This is a genomic window from Pseudomonas oligotrophica (assembly GCF_021726475.1).
Lineage (GTDB): Bacteria > Pseudomonadota > Gammaproteobacteria > Pseudomonadales > Pseudomonadaceae > Stutzerimonas > Stutzerimonas oligotrophica.
In genome coordinates this window covers 58,859-76,261 of the sequence record NZ_JAKJRU010000001.1, presented here as the reverse complement: position 1 = coordinate 76,261, position 17,403 = coordinate 58,859, and the positions used below count along the sequence as shown (strand labels likewise).

Annotated in this window: 13 protein-coding genes; all 13 read right to left on the bottom strand. The window is 65.9% G+C overall.

Annotated elements, in window-relative coordinates; all coding sequences use genetic code 11:
* Positions 1–58: 58 nt before the first annotated feature.
* Positions 59–970, bottom strand: a complete 912-nt coding sequence (gene rfbD / locus L3N39_RS00360) for a dTDP-4-dehydrorhamnose reductase (protein WP_237255235.1) — start codon at positions 968–970, stop codon at positions 59–61.
* Positions 967–1,512, bottom strand: coding sequence for a dTDP-4-dehydrorhamnose 3,5-epimerase (rfbC, locus tag L3N39_RS00355; protein WP_237255234.1), 546 nt, complete (start codon positions 1,510–1,512; stop codon positions 967–969). Before rfbC ends, rfbD begins: the two co-directional genes overlap by 4 nt.
* Complete coding sequence (rfbA, locus tag L3N39_RS00350; RefSeq protein ID WP_237255233.1) at positions 1,509–2,381, bottom strand: glucose-1-phosphate thymidylyltransferase RfbA; 873 nt, start codon at positions 2,379–2,381, stop codon at positions 1,509–1,511. The genes rfbC and rfbA overlap by 4 nt, the downstream gene beginning before the upstream one ends.
* Positions 2,378–3,451 (bottom strand): dTDP-glucose 4,6-dehydratase, encoded by a 1,074-nt coding sequence (rfbB, locus tag L3N39_RS00345; protein ID WP_237255232.1) that lies wholly within the window; start codon positions 3,449–3,451, stop codon positions 2,378–2,380. The genes rfbA and rfbB overlap by 4 nt, the downstream gene beginning before the upstream one ends.
* A 208-nt stretch (positions 3,452–3,659) precedes the next feature.
* Positions 3,660–4,787 (bottom strand): ABC transporter permease, encoded by a 1,128-nt coding sequence (locus L3N39_RS00340; RefSeq protein ID WP_237255231.1) that lies wholly within the window; start codon positions 4,785–4,787, stop codon positions 3,660–3,662.
* Between the two features lies 1 nt (position 4,788).
* A complete protein-coding gene (rbbA, locus tag L3N39_RS00335) occupies positions 4,789–7,530 on the bottom strand; it encodes a ribosome-associated ATPase/putative transporter RbbA (RefSeq protein ID WP_237255230.1) in 2,742 nt (913 codons plus the stop codon).
* Positions 7,527–8,603 (bottom strand): HlyD family secretion protein, encoded by a 1,077-nt coding sequence (locus L3N39_RS00330; RefSeq protein ID WP_431977990.1) that lies wholly within the window; start codon positions 8,601–8,603, stop codon positions 7,527–7,529. Before L3N39_RS00330 ends, rbbA begins: the two co-directional genes overlap by 4 nt.
* Before the next feature lie 128 nt (positions 8,604–8,731).
* Entirely contained in the window at positions 8,732–9,334 is a 603-nt protein-coding gene (locus L3N39_RS00325) for an ABC-type transport auxiliary lipoprotein family protein (protein ID WP_237255229.1), read from the bottom strand.
* The gene (locus L3N39_RS00320) at positions 9,331–10,269 is read right to left on the bottom strand and encodes an MlaD family protein (protein WP_237255228.1); all 939 of its coding nucleotides are present in this window, start codon (positions 10,267–10,269) and stop codon (positions 9,331–9,333) included. Before L3N39_RS00320 ends, L3N39_RS00325 begins: the two co-directional genes overlap by 4 nt.
* Positions 10,270–11,055: an ABC transporter ATP-binding protein gene (locus L3N39_RS00315; RefSeq protein ID WP_431977989.1), complete on the bottom strand. Its 786-nt coding sequence runs from the start codon at positions 11,053–11,055 to the stop codon at positions 10,270–10,272.
* Positions 11,052–12,191 carry an MlaE family ABC transporter permease gene (locus tag L3N39_RS00310; protein WP_237255227.1) on the bottom strand — a complete coding sequence of 380 codons (1,140 nt, stop codon included), beginning with the start codon at positions 12,189–12,191 and terminating at the stop codon, positions 11,052–11,054. Before L3N39_RS00310 ends, L3N39_RS00315 begins: the two co-directional genes overlap by 4 nt.
* A gap of 692 nt (positions 12,192–12,883) precedes the next feature.
* Positions 12,884–15,325, bottom strand: a complete 2,442-nt coding sequence (locus L3N39_RS00305) for a hypothetical protein (protein ID WP_237255226.1) — start codon at positions 15,323–15,325, stop codon at positions 12,884–12,886.
* A gap of 48 nt (positions 15,326–15,373) precedes the next feature.
* Positions 15,374–17,395 (bottom strand): type VI secretion system Vgr family protein, encoded by a 2,022-nt coding sequence (gene tssI / locus L3N39_RS00300; protein WP_237255225.1) that lies wholly within the window; start codon positions 17,393–17,395, stop codon positions 15,374–15,376.
* Positions 17,396–17,403 lie beyond the last annotated feature (8 nt).

The following is a 17,403-nucleotide window of genomic DNA, read 5'->3' as shown; positions in this document are numbered from 1 at the left end:
GGATCGGCTGCATTATGCACCGTCGCGGGCGCCGCGTTCAGTTTCGCCGCGGCGCCGCTCAGGCTGGATGCGGCTGCGCAGCGAGCTGTTCGGCCGGATGACCCTGTGGCTGCGCCAGGCACTGCGCCAGGGCGACCTGCCAGTGCGGCAGGGCCACGCCCCAGTGGCTGTGCAGGCGGCTGCAGTCGAGCCGCGAGTTGAGCGGCCGCTGGGCGGCGGTCGGGTAGTCCCTGGACAGGATCGGCAGGACCCGGGCCCTGAGCCGGCCCTGGCGGCGCAGGTGTTCGGCGATCTCGCAGGCAAAGCCATACCAGGAGGTCTCGCCGCCGGCGGCGAGGTGGTAGAGCCCGTCCATCCCGGCCTCGCCGGCACGCCAGCGGCGCACCATCGCGCCGGTCGCCATGGCGATGCCGCGGGCCCAGGTCGGCGCGCCGATCTCGTCGCTGACCACCGACAGCTCGTCGCGCTCCTGCAGCAGGCGCAGCATGGTGAGCAGGAAGTTGCGCCCGTACAGGCCATAGACCCAGCTGGTGCGCAGGATCAGGTGCTGGCCGCCGACCGCCTGCACCGCGCGCTCGCCGGCCAGCTTGCTGGCGCCGTAGACGCCGAGCGGGTTGGGCGTGTCGTCCTCGCGGTAGGGCGACGGCTTGCGTCCGTCGAAGACGTAGTCGGTGGAGTAGTGCACCAGCGGCACGCCCAGGCGCGCGGCTTCCTCGGCCAGCACGCCCGGCGCCACGGCATTCACCGCGAAGGCCTTGTCGCGTTCGCTTTCGGCGCGGTCCACCGCCGTGTAGGCGGCGGCGTTGAGGATCAGGTTCGGCCGCAGCAGGCGCACCTGCTGGCGAATCTGCTCGGCGTCGGCCAGGTCGAGGGCGTTCTGCCCCAGGGCCAGCACCTTGCCCTCACCGGCCAGCTCGGTCTGCAGTTCGCGTGCGAGCTGGCCCTTGCTGCCGGTGATCAGGATCTTCATGCAAACAGCTCCGCGTCGCGCAGCAGCTTGCCGGCGATGTCCTTGGCCGACAGCTGCGGCGCCTCGTCGAGCGGCCACTCGATGCCCAGTTCCGGGTCGTTCCACAGCAGGCTGCGTTCATGCTCCGGCGCGTAGTAGTCGGTGGTCTTGTAGAGGAACTCGGCGGTCTCGCTGAGCACCACGAAGCCGTGGGCGAAGCCTTCGGGAATCCACAGCTGGCGCTTGTTCTCGGCATTCAGCAGCACGCCGGTCCAGCGGCCGAAGCTCGGCGAGCTCCGGCGCAGGTCCACTGCCACGTCGAACACCTCGCCCTGCACCACGCGCACCAGCTTTCCCTGCGGCTGCTGGATCTGGTAGTGCAGGCCGCGCAGCACGCCGCGCCGCGACTTGGAGTGGTTGTCCTGGACGAACTGGCGCTGGAGCCCGGTGGCCGCCTCGAAGGCGGCCGCGTTGAAGCTCTCGTAGAAGAAGCCGCGTTCGTCGCCGAACACCTTGGGCTCGAGGATCAGCACCTCGGGCAGGCTGGTTTCGACGACCTTCATGCGTCTTCACCCGCCAGCTTGAACAGGTACTGGCCGTAGCCGGTCTTGCCCAGCGCATCGGCGCGGCGCAGCAGCTGCTCGCGGTCGATCCACTTGTGCTGGTAGGCGATTTCCTCGAGGCAGGCGACCTTCAGGCCCTGGCGGTGCTCGATGGTCTGCACGTACTGCGAGGCCTCCAGCAGGCTGTCGTGGGTGCCGGTGTCGAGCCAGGCGAAGCCGCGACCGAAGCGCTCGACGTTGAGGTCGCCGCGCTTGAGATAGGCCATGTTGACGTCGGTGATCTCCAGCTCGCCGCGCGGCGAGGGCTTGATCGACTTGGCGATCTCGATCACGTCGTTGTCGTAGAAGTACAGGCCGGTCACTGCGTAGCTGGACTTGGGCTTCTTCGGCTTTTCCTCGATGGACAGCGCCTTGCCGGTCTCGTCGAAGTCGATCACGCCGAAGCGCTCCGGGTCCTTGACCCAGTAGCCGAACACCGTGGCGCCCTTTTCCTGGCGCGCGGCACGCTGCAGCTTCTCGGTGAAGTGCTGGCCGTGGAAGATGTTGTCGCCGAGGATCAGGCACACCGGGTCCTGGCCGATGAATTCCTCGCCGATCAGGAAGGCCTGGGCCAGGCCGTCCGGCGACGGCTGCTCGGCATACTGCAGGCGGATGCCGAACTGGCTGCCGTCGCCGAGCAGGTTCTGGTACTGCGGCAGGTCCTGCGGGGTGGAGATGATCAGCACGTCGCGGATGCCGGCGAGCATCAGCACCGACAGCGGGTAGTAGATCATCGGCTTGTCGTAGATCGGCAAGAGCTGCTTGGACACGCCGAGGGTGATGGGGTGCAGGCGCGTGCCGGACCCGCCGGCGAGGATGATTCCCTTCATGCGATCTTCTCCAGGGCGCCGAGGCGCTCGCGTTGATAGCTGCCGTCCTGGACGCGACGGCACCATTCGAGGTTGTTCAGGTACCACTGCACGGTCTTGCGCAGGCCGCTTTGGAAGGTTTCCTGCGGGGTCCAGCCGAGCTCGCGCTCGATCTTGCCGGCGTCGATGGCGTAGCGCACGTCATGGCCGGGGCGGTCGGTGACGAAGGTGATCAGGTCCTCGAAGCGCGCCAGGCCGGCCGGCTTGTGCGGCGCCAGTTCCTCGAGCAGCGCGCAGATGCCGCGCACCACGTCGATGTTCTTCTGCTCGTTGTGGCCGCCGATGTTGTAGGTCTGGCCGACCTCGCCCTCGCTGACCACCTTGAGCAGCGCACGGGCGTGGTCCTCGACGAACAGCCAGTCGCGGATCTGCGAGCCGTCGCCGTAGACCGGCAGCGGCTTGCCGTCCAGGGCGTTGAGGATCACCAGCGGGATCAGCTTCTCGGGGAAGTGGAACGGCCCGTAGTTGTTCGAGCAGTTGGTCACCAGCACCGGCAGGCCGTAGGTACGCTGCCAGGCGCGCACCAGATGGTCCGACGAGGCCTTGCTCGCCGAGTAGGGCGAGCTCGGCGCGTAGGGCGTGGTCTCGGTGAACAGGTCGTCGGTGCCGTGCAGGTCGCCGTACACCTCGTCGGTGGAGATGTGGTGGAAGCGGAACGCCTCGCGGCGGCCGGCCGGCAGGCTCTGCCAGTAGGCGCGGGCGGCTTCCAGCAGCTGGTAGGTGCCGACGATGTTGGTCTGGATGAATTCGGCCGGGCCGTCGATCGAGCGGTCGACGTGGGATTCGGCGGCCAGGTGCATGATCACGTCCGGCTGGAAGTCGAGCAGCGCTTCGCTGACCCGCTCGCGATCGGCGATGTCCGCCTGGACGAACTGGTAGCGCGGATCATCCGCGACGCCGGCCAGCGACTCGAGGTTGCCGGCGTAGGTCAGCTTGTCCAGGTTGAGCACGCTGTGCGCGGTGTCCTGGATGATATGGCGGATCAGTGCGGAACCGATGAATCCGGCTCCGCCGGTTACGAGAATGCGCATGATGATTGGGCTTCCTTGGCGCTTTGCCGAGCAGCAGGCTCTGGGCATGTCGGCTGCATAGACCGGGTGGGTCTGCAAAAATTCCCGCTCGGTGCAGGCTTGCCGGTGACCGTTTGGTTACCGCGGTGATTGTAAGGTGATGGCCCGGTGCCGGCGAGCCGGCGCCTCGGCGGGCTCTGGCCAGCCGCTTGCCGACGCCCTCGCGCTGTCAGCGCAACGACACGCGCAGCCGCGACAGCGCGCCGACGAAGAACACCGCGCCGATCACCGCCAGCGCCAGCAACTGCGGCCAGACGATGGCGGCATCGGCATTGCGGAACAGGATCGCCTGGGCCAGTTCGACGAAATGCGTGGTCGGCGCCACCAGCATGATGTTCTGCACCAGCTCGGGCATGCTTTCGCGTGGCGTCACCCCGCCGGAGAGGATCTGCAGCGGGATCAGCGTGAGGATCACCAAGAGGCCCAGCTGCGGCATGGAACGCGCCACGGTGCCGAAGAAGATGCCCATCGAGGTGGCGGCGAACAGGTGCAGCGCCGCACCGCCGGCGAACAGCCACAGCGAGCCCTGGATCGGGATGTCCAGCCAGCCCTCGACGACGAAGCGCAGGGCGAACGCCGCTGCCGCCAGCACCACCAGGCCCATGGCCCAGACCTTGCCGACCATGATCTCGAACGGCGTCACCGGCATCACCAGCAGGTGCTCGATGGTGCCGTGCTCGCGCTCACGGATCAGCGCCGCACCGGTGAGGATGATCGCCAGCATGGTGATCTGGTTGATCACCTCGTTCACCGCGCCGAACCAGGCGCGGCTGAGGTTGGGGTTGAACGCGGTGCGCACCACCGCTTCGACCGGCAGCGCGTCTTCGCTGCGGTAGCGACGAACGAACTCGGCGGTCTCGCTGGCGATGATCTGCTGGATGTGCCCGGCGCCGGTGAACGCCTGGCTGACCTGGGTGGCATCGACGTTGAGCTGGATGGTCGGCTGGCGGCCGGCGAGCAGGTCCTGCTGGAAGCGCGGCGGGATGTTCAGGGTGAAGGTGTAGAGGCCGTCGTCCATGCCGCTGTCCATCTCCTGCAGGCTGATAGCCTTCGGCTCGATGAAATAGGGCAGCTGGAAGGCATTGATGATACGCAGCGAGGCCTGCGAGCGGTCCTCGTCGACCACCGCGATGCTGGCCCGGTGCGGCGCCTCGGGAATCGCCGTGGCACCTTCGTAGATCGCCACGGTGAACGAATAGATGATCAGCACCAGCATCGCCGGGTCGCGGTAGAGGCTGCGCAGCTCCTTGAGGCCGAGCTGGAAGATGTTGCCTAGCTTGCGTCGCAGGCCGCCCATGTCATTTCTCCTGCTTGCGCAGGCCGGCGACGCTGAGCAGGGTCAGCAGCGGAATGGCCAGCAGCATGGGAATGAAATAGGGGTACAGCTCGGCCAGCCCGAGCGCCTTGGAGAATACCCCGCGGCTGATGATCAGGAAGTGGCTGGTCGGGTAGAGCTTGCCGATGAAGGCGCCGGCGCCCTCCATCGCCGAGACCGGGTGGATCAGTCCGGAGAACTGGATCGCCGGCAGCAGGGTGACGATGGTGGTACCGAAGATCGCCGCGATCTGGCTGTTGAGGATCGATGACATCAGCAGCCCCAGGCCGGTGGCGCAGGTGACGTAGAGCAGCGCGCCGAGGCAGAGGGTGAGGATGCTGCCCTTGATCGGAATGCCGAAGACGAACACCGCCAGCAGCGCCAGGGTGGCGAAGTTGAACATCCCCAGCGCGATGTAGGGCAGCTGCTTGCCGAGCAGGAATTCCAGGCGGGTGGTCGGCGTGACGTAGAAGTTGGTGATCGAGCCCAGTTCCTTTTCGCGCACCACGCCGAGGGCGGTGAGCATCGCCGGGATCATCATCAGCAGCAGCGGGATCATCGCCGGCGCCATGGCCGGCAGGCTCTGCACGTCAGGGTTGTAGCGGTAGCGGATGGCGACATCGGCCGGTGCCAGCTGACCTTCGACACCGGCCTCGCGGGCCAGCTGCTGCAGGTAGTTGAGGTGGATGCCCTGCACATAGCCCTTGATGGTGTCGGCGCGCATCGGCATGGCGCCATCGATCCAGAACGCGACCTGGGGCACCGCGCCGCGCTTGAGATCGCGGCCGAAGTTCGGCGGAATCTCCACGGCCAGACTGATGTCGTTGCTGCGCATGCGCTGGTCCAGCTCGGCATGGTTGGCCAGCGGAGCCTTCTCGATGAAGTAGCGCGAGCCGGCCATGTTCAGCAGGTAGTGCTGGCTGGTGGTGGTCTGGTCGCGGTCGAGCACGGCGTAGGTCAGGTTCTCGACGTCGAAGCTGACCCCGTAACCCATGATGAACATCAGCAGCACGCTGCCGAGCATTGCCAGCGTCGCGCGGATCGGGTCGCGGCGCAGCTCCATGGCTTCGCGGCGGGTGTAGCTGAGCAGACGGCGCAAGCTGAAGCGGGCCTGGCGTCCGTTGTTGCCTGTGGCCTGGGAGGGCTTGCTCGGTGCGGCGGGCGGCGTTGCCGGCTGCTCCCCGGTATGTGCGGCGGCGGCTTCCTCTAGGTAGGCGATAAAGGTCTGTTCCAGCGTCGGCAGCCCGCGCTTGGCCATCAGCGCCTGCGGCGTGTCGCTGTCGAGTACCCGCCCGGCGTGCATCAGCGAGATGCGGTCGCAGCGCAGCGCTTCGTTCATGAAGTGGGTGGAGATGAAGATGGTCACGCCGTCCTCGCGCGACAGCTGCACCAGGAGTTCCCAGAAGCCATCACGGGCCACCGGGTCGACCCCGGAGGTGGGCTCATCGAGGATCAGGATCTCCGGGTTGTGGATCACCGCCACCGCGAGCGACAGACGCTGGCGCACGCCCAGCGGCAGGCTGCTGGGCAGGCTCTCGGCATCGCCGGTGAGGTCGAAGCGTTCGAGCATTTCCTGGATGCGCGCGTCGCGCCGCTCTGCCGGCAGATGGAACAGCCGCGCATGCAGGTCGAGGTTCTGCCGCACGCTCAGCTCGCTGTACAGCGAGAAGGCCTGGGACATGTAGCCGACGCGCTGACGGGTCTGCATGTCGTGCGGGTCCACCGGCTTGCCGAACAGCAGCGCCTCGCCCTCGCTGGCGGGCAGCAGGCCGGTGAGCATCTTCATGGTGGTGGTCTTGCCGCAGCCGTTGGAGCCGAGGAAACCGAAGATCTCGCCGCGGGCGATGCGGAAATTGACCCGATCCACCGCGACGAAATCGCCGAAGCGCATGGTCAGCCCGTGGGCCTCGATGGCGATGCTGTCGCTCGCCGGCTGCGGCGGGATGATCAGCTCGCGGTGCTGGCTGCGCTTGGCTTCCGGCAGCAGGCGGATGAAGGCCTGCTCCAGTGAGTCGCTGCCGGTGCGCGCCAGGAGTTCGGTCGGCGTGCCGGTGGCCAGCACCTGGCCGGCGTCCATCGCCACCAGATGGTCGAAGCGCTGCGCCTCGTCCATGTAGGCGGTGGCCACCAGCACGCTCATCTGCGGGCGTTCGCCACGGATGCGCTCGATCAGCTCCCAGAACTGCGCACGCGACAGCGGGTCGACGCCGGTGGTGGGCTCGTCGAGGATCAGCAGGTCGGGGTCGTGGATCAGCGCGCAGCACAGGCCGAGCTTCTGCTTCATGCCACCGGAGAGCTTGCCCGCCGGGCGCTCGACGAAGGGCGCCAGGCCCGTGCTGCGGGTCAGCTCGGCGATGCGCCAGCGGCGCTCGGCGGCGTCCTGGCCGAACAGTCGGCCGAAGAACTCGAGGTTCTCGAACACCGTCAGCGTCGGGTAGAGGTTCTTGCCCAGCCCTTGGGGCATGTAGGCGATGCGCGGGCAGACCGCGCGGCGGTGGCCGGCATCGCCCATGTCGCCGTCGAGCACCTGCACATGGCCCTGCTGCAGCTTGCGCGCACCGGCGATCAGCGCCAGCAGGCTGGACTTGCCGACCCCGTCCGGGCCGATCAGGCCAACCATGCAGCGTGCCGGCAGGCTCAGGCTGAGGTCATCCAGCGCGCGGGTCTTGCCGTACTGCAGGCTGACGCCGCTGATCTCGGCGACCGGGGCAGGGGACTGGTTCATTGGCCGACATTGATCTGCAGGTGCGCCGGCCATTCGGCGTCGGCGTCCAGCTTCAGGTAAGCGACGCCCGGCAGGCCGGTCTTGACCTGTTCCATGTGCTTCTTCAGCAGCTCGGGGTCGATCCGCGCCTTGACCCGGAACATCAGCTTCTCGCGCTCGCTTTCGGTTTCCACGGTCTTCGGCGTGAACTGCGCGACGCTGGCGACGTAGGTGATCTTGGCCGGAATCACGTACTGCGGTGCGGCATCGATCACCAGCCGTGCCTCCGAACCCATGGCGACACGGCCGGCCTGGCGCTCGGGCAGGAAGAAGGTCATGTAGACGTCGGCCAGGTCGACCAGATTGAGCAGTTTGCCGCCGGCGCCGAGCACCTCGCCCGGTTGCGCCACGCGGTACTGCACACGGGCCACGCGGTCGGTCTTCAGCTCGCTGTCGCGGATATCCGCCTGCAGCCGAAGCACGCTGGCCTGGGCCGCCTCCAGCGCCGATTGCGCCTCGATCACCTGTGAACGTGCCGCCGCGATACCGGCTTCGGCGGACAATACCTGCGCCCGCGAGGCGGCCAGCGCAGCCTGGGCGCTCTGCATGGCGGCGAGGTCGTCGTCCAGCTGCTGGCGCGCCATGGCGTTGCGTGCGACCAGCGTCTCGGTGCGCTTGTGGCGCTTCTGCGCGGCGGTCAGCTCGGCCTGGCGCTGGTGCACCACGGCCTCGGCCGTGGCCTTCTCGCTCTCGCGCATGGCCACCAGCGCCTGGGCGGTGAGGATGGCATTCTCCGCCTGGCGAACCTGGGCGCGGGCCTGGTTCAGCTGGGCGTCCAGCACCTCGGTGTCCATCCGTGCGATGACCTGGCCGGGCTGGACGAAGTCACCCTCGTCGACGCTGATCTCGCGGATGCGCCCGCCAAGCTTGCTGGCCACGTCGATCTCGGTGGCTTCGATACGCCCGTTGCCGCTGGCGAAGCCGTCGCCGAGCCCGTTGGGGCGCAGCTCCGACCAGAGCATCAGGCCGGCGGCCACCAGGATGGCAACGGCCACGCCGCCGCGCATCAGCTTCTTCTTCAGTTCAGGTTTCATGGGCGGCTCTTCGCTGTGTTGCCTGCGGCAATGCTAGGGCGATCCTTGTGACCGGCGCGCTCACTCAGGTCAATTAATGCGCGGTTTTTTCCGGTGTGGCCAGGGTCAGGACGAGCACAAGCGCTGCGTCATTGCTGCAGGATCCAGTCCAGCAGCTGCCCGGCGAGCGCGTCGCTGGCCTGGCCGAAGGCACTGACCACCTCGTCCAGCGAGGCATCGCGGCTGGGCTGGCGTACCTCGAAGCGGCGGCTGGCGAGCACGCGCTGGGTCTGGCCGTCGGCCAGCTGCGCGTCGAGACGGACCACCACCAGCGGCGCACCGTCGACGTATTCGGCCTGGAACGCCAGCAACTGGCTGGCGAGCTCGCGCTCGGCCTGCAGGCCGCTGTCCTCGCTGACCACCGAGGCGACCCGCCCGCTGCCCTGGAACGTCTCGATCAGCCGGTCACGCAGCAGCGTCGGCGCCGCGTCGCTCCAGCGCGCGCCACGGTAGCTGCTGATCTGGCTGCCGACCGGAATCACGGCGATGCGGGGCGTGGCCAGCAGGCGGCTGGCGTGCGGGGTCTGGATGCGCAGGGTCATCGCCTGCGGCTGCGTCGCGGCACGCGCCGGGCTGGCCGAGGTCGGCAGCAGGTAGGCGCGCAGCGGCTCGGCCGCCGGCAGGATCGAGCAGGCCGAGAGCGCGCCGAGCAGGGCGAGCAGCAGGCTGTGGCGAAGCGAGGCGCGGGTCATGGTTCGAACTCCTCGAGCTGGTCGCGGCCGAGCAAAAAGCCGCTCGGGTTGTCCTCCAGGCGCTGGGTGACACGGCGCAGCGCGCCGAGCGTGCCACGCAGCTCGTTGAGCGCCGGGCCGATCTCGTTGAAGCCCTGCAGGCCGTTGTGCAGCGCGCCCTGGTTGTTCGACAGCAGCTCATCCAGGCGGCGGGTCGAACGCTCCAGCGCCTGCATCGATTGCTCGGCGCTGGCCAGCACGGCGCGGCCTTCGCCGTCGAGCAGGCGATTGGCGCTGCGGGTCAGTTCGGTGATCTCGCCGAGCGCCGTGTTGGTCTGCTCGGTGATGCGGCTGAGCTGGGCCAGTGCCGCGGAGAGGTCCGAGCGCTGCTCGGACAGCACGCTGGTGGCCTGCTCGAGGTTGTCGAGCGTGCGGCCGATGCGCCCGGCGTTTTCCTCGGAGAACAGGCTGTTGGCGTTGCGCAGCAGGTTGTTGACGTTGGTCAGCAGGTCCTCGCCATTCTCCAGCAGCGCGCTCAGCGGCGACGGGTCGGCGATGATCAGCGGCGGGTTGTCGCGCTTGCCTTCCAGGCGCGCGCTTTCCGGGCTGCCGCCATGCAGCTGGATGACCATGGCGCCGGTGATGTTGGCCAGCGCCAGGCGGGCGCGGGTATCGACCTTGATCGGCGTGCCGGCATAGACGCGAATGCGCGTGCGCACCTTGCGCGGGTCGTCCGGCTCCAGCCACAGCCGTTCGACATCGCCGACCTTGATGCCGCTGTACTCCACCGAGCTGCCGGTGGACAGGCCGCTCACCGCGCGGTTGAAGCTGATCTCGTAGTAGTTGTATTCGCGGTCGATGCTCGACTTGCCCAGCCACAGCGAGAACAGCAGGGCGCCGCCGACCGCCAGCACGGTGAACAGGCCGATCAGGACATGATGGGCACGGGTTTCCATTCAGCGCTCCTCCTGCACTACCGCGGCCTGCTGCGCCGCGCGGCCACGGGGGCCGTGGAAATAGTCGCGGATCCAGTCGTCGTCGGTGCGTTCGACCTCCGCCAGGCGGTCGGCCACCAGCACCCGCCTGCGCGACAGCACCGCGACGCGGTCGCAGATGGTGTAGAGGGTGTCCAGGTCATGGGTCACCAGGAACACGCTCAGGCCCAGCGCATCACGCAGGGTCAGGATCAGCTGGTCGAAGGCCGCCGCGCCGATCGGGTCGAGGCCGGCGGTGGGCTCGTCGAGAAACAGCACCTCCGGATCGAGCGCCAGCGCGCGGGCCAGCGCCGCGCGCTTGACCATGCCGCCGGACAGCTCGTCGGGATACTTGCAGGCGGCATCGGCCGGCAGCCCGGCCAGCGCCAGCTTCAGCCGCGCCAGGTGCTCGGCGTCGGGGCGCGCCAGGCCGGCATGCTCGATCAGCGGCAGGGCGACGTTCTCCTGCAGGTTCAGCGAGGTGAACAGCGCGCCGCGCTGGAACAGCACGCCGAAGCGCCGCTCCACCTGCGAGCGCCGCGCGGCCGACAGCGCCAGCAGGTTCTCGCCGAACACCTGAACGCTGCCGGCATTGGGCCGGCGCAGGCCGACGATGCTGCGCAGCAGCACCGACTTGCCGGTGCCCGAACCACCGACCACGCCGAGAATCTCGCCGCGACGGATGTCCAGGTCCAGGCCGTCGTGCACCGTCTGGCTGCCGAAGCGGTTGACCAGCCCGCGCACCTGGACCAGCGCCTCGCCGCTCACCAGCCCATCTCCATGAAGAACAGCGCGGCGATGGCATCCAGCAGGATCACCATGAAGATCGACTGCACCACGCTGGAGGTGGTGTGCTCGCCCACCGACTGTGCGCTACCGCCGACCTTGAAGCCTTCCAGACAGCCGATCACCGCGATGACGAAGGCGAACACCGGCGCCTTGCCCATGCCGACGAGGAAATGCACCAGGTCGATGTCGCGCTGCATGATCGTCATGAACAGCGTGGGCGAGATGTCCAGCGCCAGCACGCAGACCACCGCGCCGCCAACGATGCCGCTGAGCATGCCGACGAAGGTCAGGATCGGCAGCGCGATCAGCATCGCCAGCACCCGCGGCAGCACCAGCAGCTCGATGGGGCTCAGGCCGAGGGTGCGGATCGCGTCGATCTCCTCGTTGGACTTCATCGAGCCGATCTGCGCGGCGAAGGCGCTGGCGCTGCGCCCGGCCAGCAGGATCGCCGCCAGCAGCACGCCGAATTCACGCAGGAAGGAGAAGCCCACCAGGCTCACGGTGTAAATGGTCGCACCGAAGTCGGCGAGCACCGTGGCGCCGAGAAAGGCCACCACCGCGCCGACCAGGAAGGTCAGCAAGGCGACGATGGGAATCGCGTCCAGCCCGGTCTGCTCGACATGCGCGACCAGCGGCGTCAGCCGCCAGCGCCGCGGGCGCGGCAGGTTCAGCAGCAGCGTCTGCAAGGTCAGGCCAATGAAGCCGAGCAGCATCCGCTGCTGCCGGCAGACGCCTTGCACGGTCCGCCCGATATGGGCCAGCACGTCGCCGAACTCGTAACCCTGCCGAGGCTGCTCGGCCTCGGGTTGCGCCAGCGCGCGCGCCACGCTCTGCAGCAAGGCCAGGCGCTCGGCCGGCAAGCCGGGCGCCCAGGCCTCGATGGCGGCGATGCGCTCCTGGCCGAGCAGCTCCACCAGCAGGCCGGCGCCGGCAGTATCCAGCGCGCCCAGACCGTCCAGCGCGACCTGGCTGCGCGCATCGATCCTCGCCAGAACCCCCAGCACCTGACGCCGCAAAGCCGCGTAGTGCTGCAGCGTCCAGTCGCCATCGATGCGCAGCAACGGGCCATCGAGGTCGAAAGCCAGGGTGCCGGGCGAAAAACGAGAGTCGGTCATGTTCGGCAAGGCGCCGCCTTGTTCACGCCAATGGACACTCGGTTGATGCTAGCAGAGCGGTGGGGGAGAAAGGGCGAGTGGCACGCTAGCCTGCCGGGCTGTTTTAAGCGTTCAGCTTGGGCTCGGGCATGCTGACTCTTGCTGAGTTGAAGCAAGTGTCTCGGCCGATCGGCCAAGCTGTTTTTGAGCTAGATGGACATGACCTGCAGGCCGAAGATTATTGCTCAACATCAAGCAAGCTCCCCCCAACGGAGCTCGGAATACAAGCTATATAGGCTAGACGGCTCGAATTCCTCATTACCATGACACCGTGTCTGGGGGTCTGAGTATCAGCAATTCTATTAACGCTGGAAATTATTCTGTACCGATATTCTCCGTTAGCGAATGTTATGGAGTTGCTCAGCTCATTCCCAGAGACTGTGCCTATCGATATCGAAACTTCTCTCGATGGCCTTGCTAGCTCGAGCTCTGGTGCACTATTGGCTTGCCCAAAGCGGTAGATTATCGTGTCGCCTTCTTTTAACAGTTCTACAACTTTGTTGGATTGGGTTGCGCAGCGGAAAAATGGAACGCCGCTATCGATGGTTTGTGCCGTCAGAAGGGAGGGCAGAGAAAGAGCAAGAAAGATAAATAGGTTGAAGGTTTTCATTTTTTTCCGCTTTGGCTGGGGTGTGCGAGCAGAATGGCTGCGCTTATTGCAAGATTTTCGTACTCCAGATTTTTTCAAAGTTTGCTCGCCTTGCTGTGTAGCTGTTCGTATTTTTATTGACTACCCTTGTCAGGGAATCCACAACTGCTGAACTGGATCCTTTATCTGCGAGGTTGTACAGCTTGTTTGTGATCCAGAAGCTTGCGGCGGATCGGGTCGCATATTTCATGGTCAATAGAAGGTCAGGCTGTTCCGAAAAATCGACATGCGCATCGTAGGGCCAGTGGCTGGCATGCCGGCTGTGCCAAGCTGTTAGTGCCTCGTAATTGTATCTTCCGGTCAGTTGCTTTAGCCCTCGGCCGCGGAATTTCCATCCATCTCCCGTAGCGTAGTCACCATTTCCTAGGTCGGCCCGGCTGCCATAGGCCCCGTTGGCAATTGCCTCGAAGTCCTCCTGGGACATTCTGCTGCCATCAGCCTTCGTTGCGGGATGCCTGTCATAACCATGCCGTGTGGCTTTGTCCGGATTAATTCTGAAATACCTGAACATGTTTATCAATGAGTCGGCTCTATAGATGAAGTTCTCTTCTATGGCCAGCTGTGGTCCGGTTTCCTGCAGTATTTGTGCGAAAAAATGAGCTCTCCTGAGTGGTGTGTCTAGGTTGTACAATGCGATGTGACTGTTGAGCTCATTGGCTATGTCGGTCAGATCGTCTTCCCTGTTGGCGTCCAAATCGGGATAGAGTTGCCTCATAATATCCAAGGTAAATTTGAACGCGCCCGCCGCAATGAAAGTGCTGGTAAGCCATATGGGGTTGAAGTGCCATGCCCTGCCACCGCCTTCAATCCCATGTCTTCCCGCCAGATCAGCCCGCCAACTTAACGCCTTGATTCGCTGCTTTTCCGCTTCCCAGAGCAGATTCGGCTCGCCGGGCTCTTCTTCCAACAATGGATCGAGCTCCTCCCACTTGCCCTTGTTCCAGAACCACTCGCTTTCATATTTGGCGACCAGTTGGCCAAGCACTTGAGCGTGCCAAGGCCTGGCCAGCGCTGCTTGGATTTCAGTGCTGGTCAATACGCCATCCTTGTCGGGATCGGCGATGGCGTACAGCCGAGCCAGCGCCGTCAGGGGACCGCCATCGGCCTTGCTGATCTGCGCCCGGTAGTTGTGCTGTTCGTCTGCGCTCAGCAGGCCTCTGGCATTGAAGGCGTAGGCGAGCTTTTCGATGGGCGTTCCGGTTTCCTCGATGCACTGGAAGCCTTCCCACTGCCACGGACTGTGACGAGTAGTGATCAGCTCCTGCTCGGCGAGCCAGCCGTCGATGGGGTTGCCGTTAGCGTCGGCGAACAGGCCGTCCAGCCGCCACCAGTGCATGGTGTTGTCCGCGCCATCCTTAGCCTGGATTTTTCTCGAAGTGGGGAGCCCATCCAGCAAGGACTGCGGAATGATCAGGTCGACGCCGATCTGCGTGCCATCGTCGTCCAACTTGGGCGGGTTCTCGGCATTGATATCGTCCCGATGGGTGATCAGTTTGCTCGCACCTTTGTAGACCTTGAGCAGGGTTTTCTTGTCGTCCGGCAAGCGGCTGGCCCAGGCGCGGCTCTGGGCGATAAAGGCGGGCACATCGTCGCAGCTGAACAGTTCGACATGGACCATGCGCTGAGCGGCGCTGTCGTGGTTCTGGTACAGGCCGGGATGGCCAATAAGGTCACCCGCCTTGATCGGCAATCCGCTGTCGAGAACGACGACCTTGCCGTATTCCGCTGGCTCGCTGTGCGGCTTGAGCAAGCTGGTGGATACATAGCCGGGCAGTTGCCCCTCGTCGTCAGCTGATAGGACGGGTTGTGCCGTCCCGCTGATGAGGCTGACCAGCTTGCTGAACTCGCCTTCCGTCTCGCCGATGGTGATCTCGGCACCCTTGGACAGCTCCGACAGCTTGGTGGTGTGCTTGCTCGGGCCTGCGCGAACGCTCAGGCCATCGTGCTGCGTATTCACGGTATAGCGTTTGGTTTCCCAGAAGGCGGGGCGCGGAAGGTCCGCTTGTGCCTGGTAGCCCGCCCAATCCAGCAGGTGCATGTACAGGCTGTAGAGAGTGAGGCTTGGAGGGGTTTGCCCTTCGACGATGCTGTCGTCAGCGTTCTTAAGTGGCGGCAGCTGCAGGCTGTGCTTGACCAGAACGAACCCCGTGGAAAAGGGCGCTCGTTTGACCAACGGAATGTCGTCGGTGAATTCGCTGACCGGGTAGCGTTCATCGATACGGTAGGCAATCACCTCTCCGTCGGCGATACAGCGCACGCTCGACTGGTCGAATGCTGCCGCCGTGCCTTCGTCGAAATGCACGCCGCCATGCCATAAGCCGTTTTCGCCGGTGGGGTAGAATCCGCCTTTGGCCTGGGCCATATGTGTAAGCAGTTGCAGCGGATTGTGGCTGGTGTCCTTGCTGGGAAACGGGTAAGCCCAATTGATCGGCTTGTGTTCGGCCATGTTCGATGCTTCCTTGCGTTCCAGCCGGCTGCCCAGCCGGCGCTGTTCTTAGCCCGAGAAATTGAGCGAGCGCTTGCGTTTGCTGTGCAGGCTGGCTGGCTCACCCGGCAGTGCCTGCTCCAACAAGCTCCCGGCCTTGTCGCTATCGGCCATGCTCGGTAGCACCGGTGCTTTGATCTTGATCCCCGAACCCTTGCCCGGCGCGCCGCCGGCGTTGATCCGCGCCAGCGGGCCGGAAACGGTGATGCCGCCCGGGTCGAGCTTGATGAAGCTGCCGCCGGCCTTGAGGGTCAGTTCGACGCCGGCTTCGATGACCATCTTCTGCCCGGCCTTGAGGTGGATCTCGCGACCGGCCTTGGTCAGCTGGGCGGTGCCGAGCTTGATGTGCTGGGTCTGGCCGACGGTGAGGTGGTCGTCGGGTTTGACTTCCACCTTGCGGTCGCCGGTAACGATCAGGTGTTCTTCGGCCTTGAATTCGCTGTAGCTGTTGGCTTCCACGGTATCGTGGCGTTCATGGCCGACGCGGATCTTCTGGTCGTGCTCGATGTTCTCGTCCCAGTCGCGCTGGGCGTGGAGGTAGATCTGCTCGGCGCCCTGGCGGTCCTCGATACGCAGTTCGTTGTAGCCGCCACCGCCCGGGCTGCTCAGGGTCTTGAACAGCGTGCGGGTCTTGTGCGCCGGCAGGTCGTAGGGCACCACATGCTCGGCGTGGTACAGGCAGCCGGTCACCAGCGGCTGGTCGGGGTCGCCTTCGAGAAAGGTCACCAGTACTTCCATGCCGACCCGCGGAATGGCGATGCCGCCATAGCGGTCGCCGGCCCAGCTGGAGCTGACGCGCAGCCAGCAGCTGGTCTTGTCATCTGCCTGGCCTTCGCGATCCCAGTGGAACTGGACCTTCACCTGGCCGTATTCGTCGCAGTGGATCTCTTCGCCCGCCGGGCCGGTGACCACCGCGGTCTGGCTGCCGAGCACCCTGGGCTTGGGGTGCTTGAGCGTGGGGCGGAACGGAGCGTCCCAGGGCGTGGCGCTGAAGCGGTTGCGGTAGCCCTGGCCGAAGCCGTCCGGGGGCTGGCTGGTGATGGATTCCTCCAAGACCTGCGGCTGCTTGCCCTCGTGGATCACCTCGTCGAGCAGCCAGAGCCGGTTCCATTCGGCGCGCGGATGTTCGCTCAGCTCGAGGAAATGGCCGCTCGCCAGTCGCGGCTGGTCGCTCTGGCCCTCGGCCCGCTGGTAGTCGTGGCGGTGGCGCTCCAGGGCGCGCTGGGCCAGGTGCTTGCCGCGGCTGCGGTCGACGAAGCGGCCGGGGTAGTCGTAGTCCTCGAGATCCGGCTGGAACTCGGTCTGGAAGGCCGCTTCCAGGGTCAGTCGCGGCTTCTCGAAATCATAGTCGCGGCGCGTCACGCGGCTGCTGCGGGTCTCCAGCCGCAGGCCGAAGCGCTTGATCACCGGCTGATCGGCGACCAGCCCGGAATCCTGCTGATAGGCCACCGGCGCCAGCGTGGGAAACACCGTCTGGTCGTCACCAAACACCAGCACATGGCCGTCGGCGCTGTGCTGGAAGTGATAGTGGATGCCTTCCTCTTCGCAAAGGCGCTGGATGAAGTGCAGGTCGCTCTCGTCGTACTGCACGCAGTACTCGCGTGCGGGATAGACCACCGGGCCGAGCTCGAAGCGATGGCCGACGCCGGCGAGGATGCCGTGCTCCTCCAGCACCCGGGCGACGATCTGCGGCACGCTGAGGTGCTGGAAGATGCGCTGGTTGCTGCGGTGGGCGAGGTAGGCGAGCTGCGGCACCAGCGTCAGGCGATAGCGGGTCAGACGCCGGCCGGATTCGCCCTGGGCGATGCGCTGCACCTGCCCGTGAATGCCGGCGCCATCCGGGGCGAAGGCGAGAAAGGCCGGCTGGTGCAGCAGCGACTCCAGCGCCAGGTCGGGGCGTTCGCTGACCAGTTCGACCTCGAAGGCAAAGGGCGTGGAGAGCGCCTCGCGGCCGTGGAATTCGAGCACCTGCAGGTCGTGCGCGACCGGCAGCCGCAGGCTGAAATGGGCGTGGTTGGCCGGGTTGAACATAGGCTTCC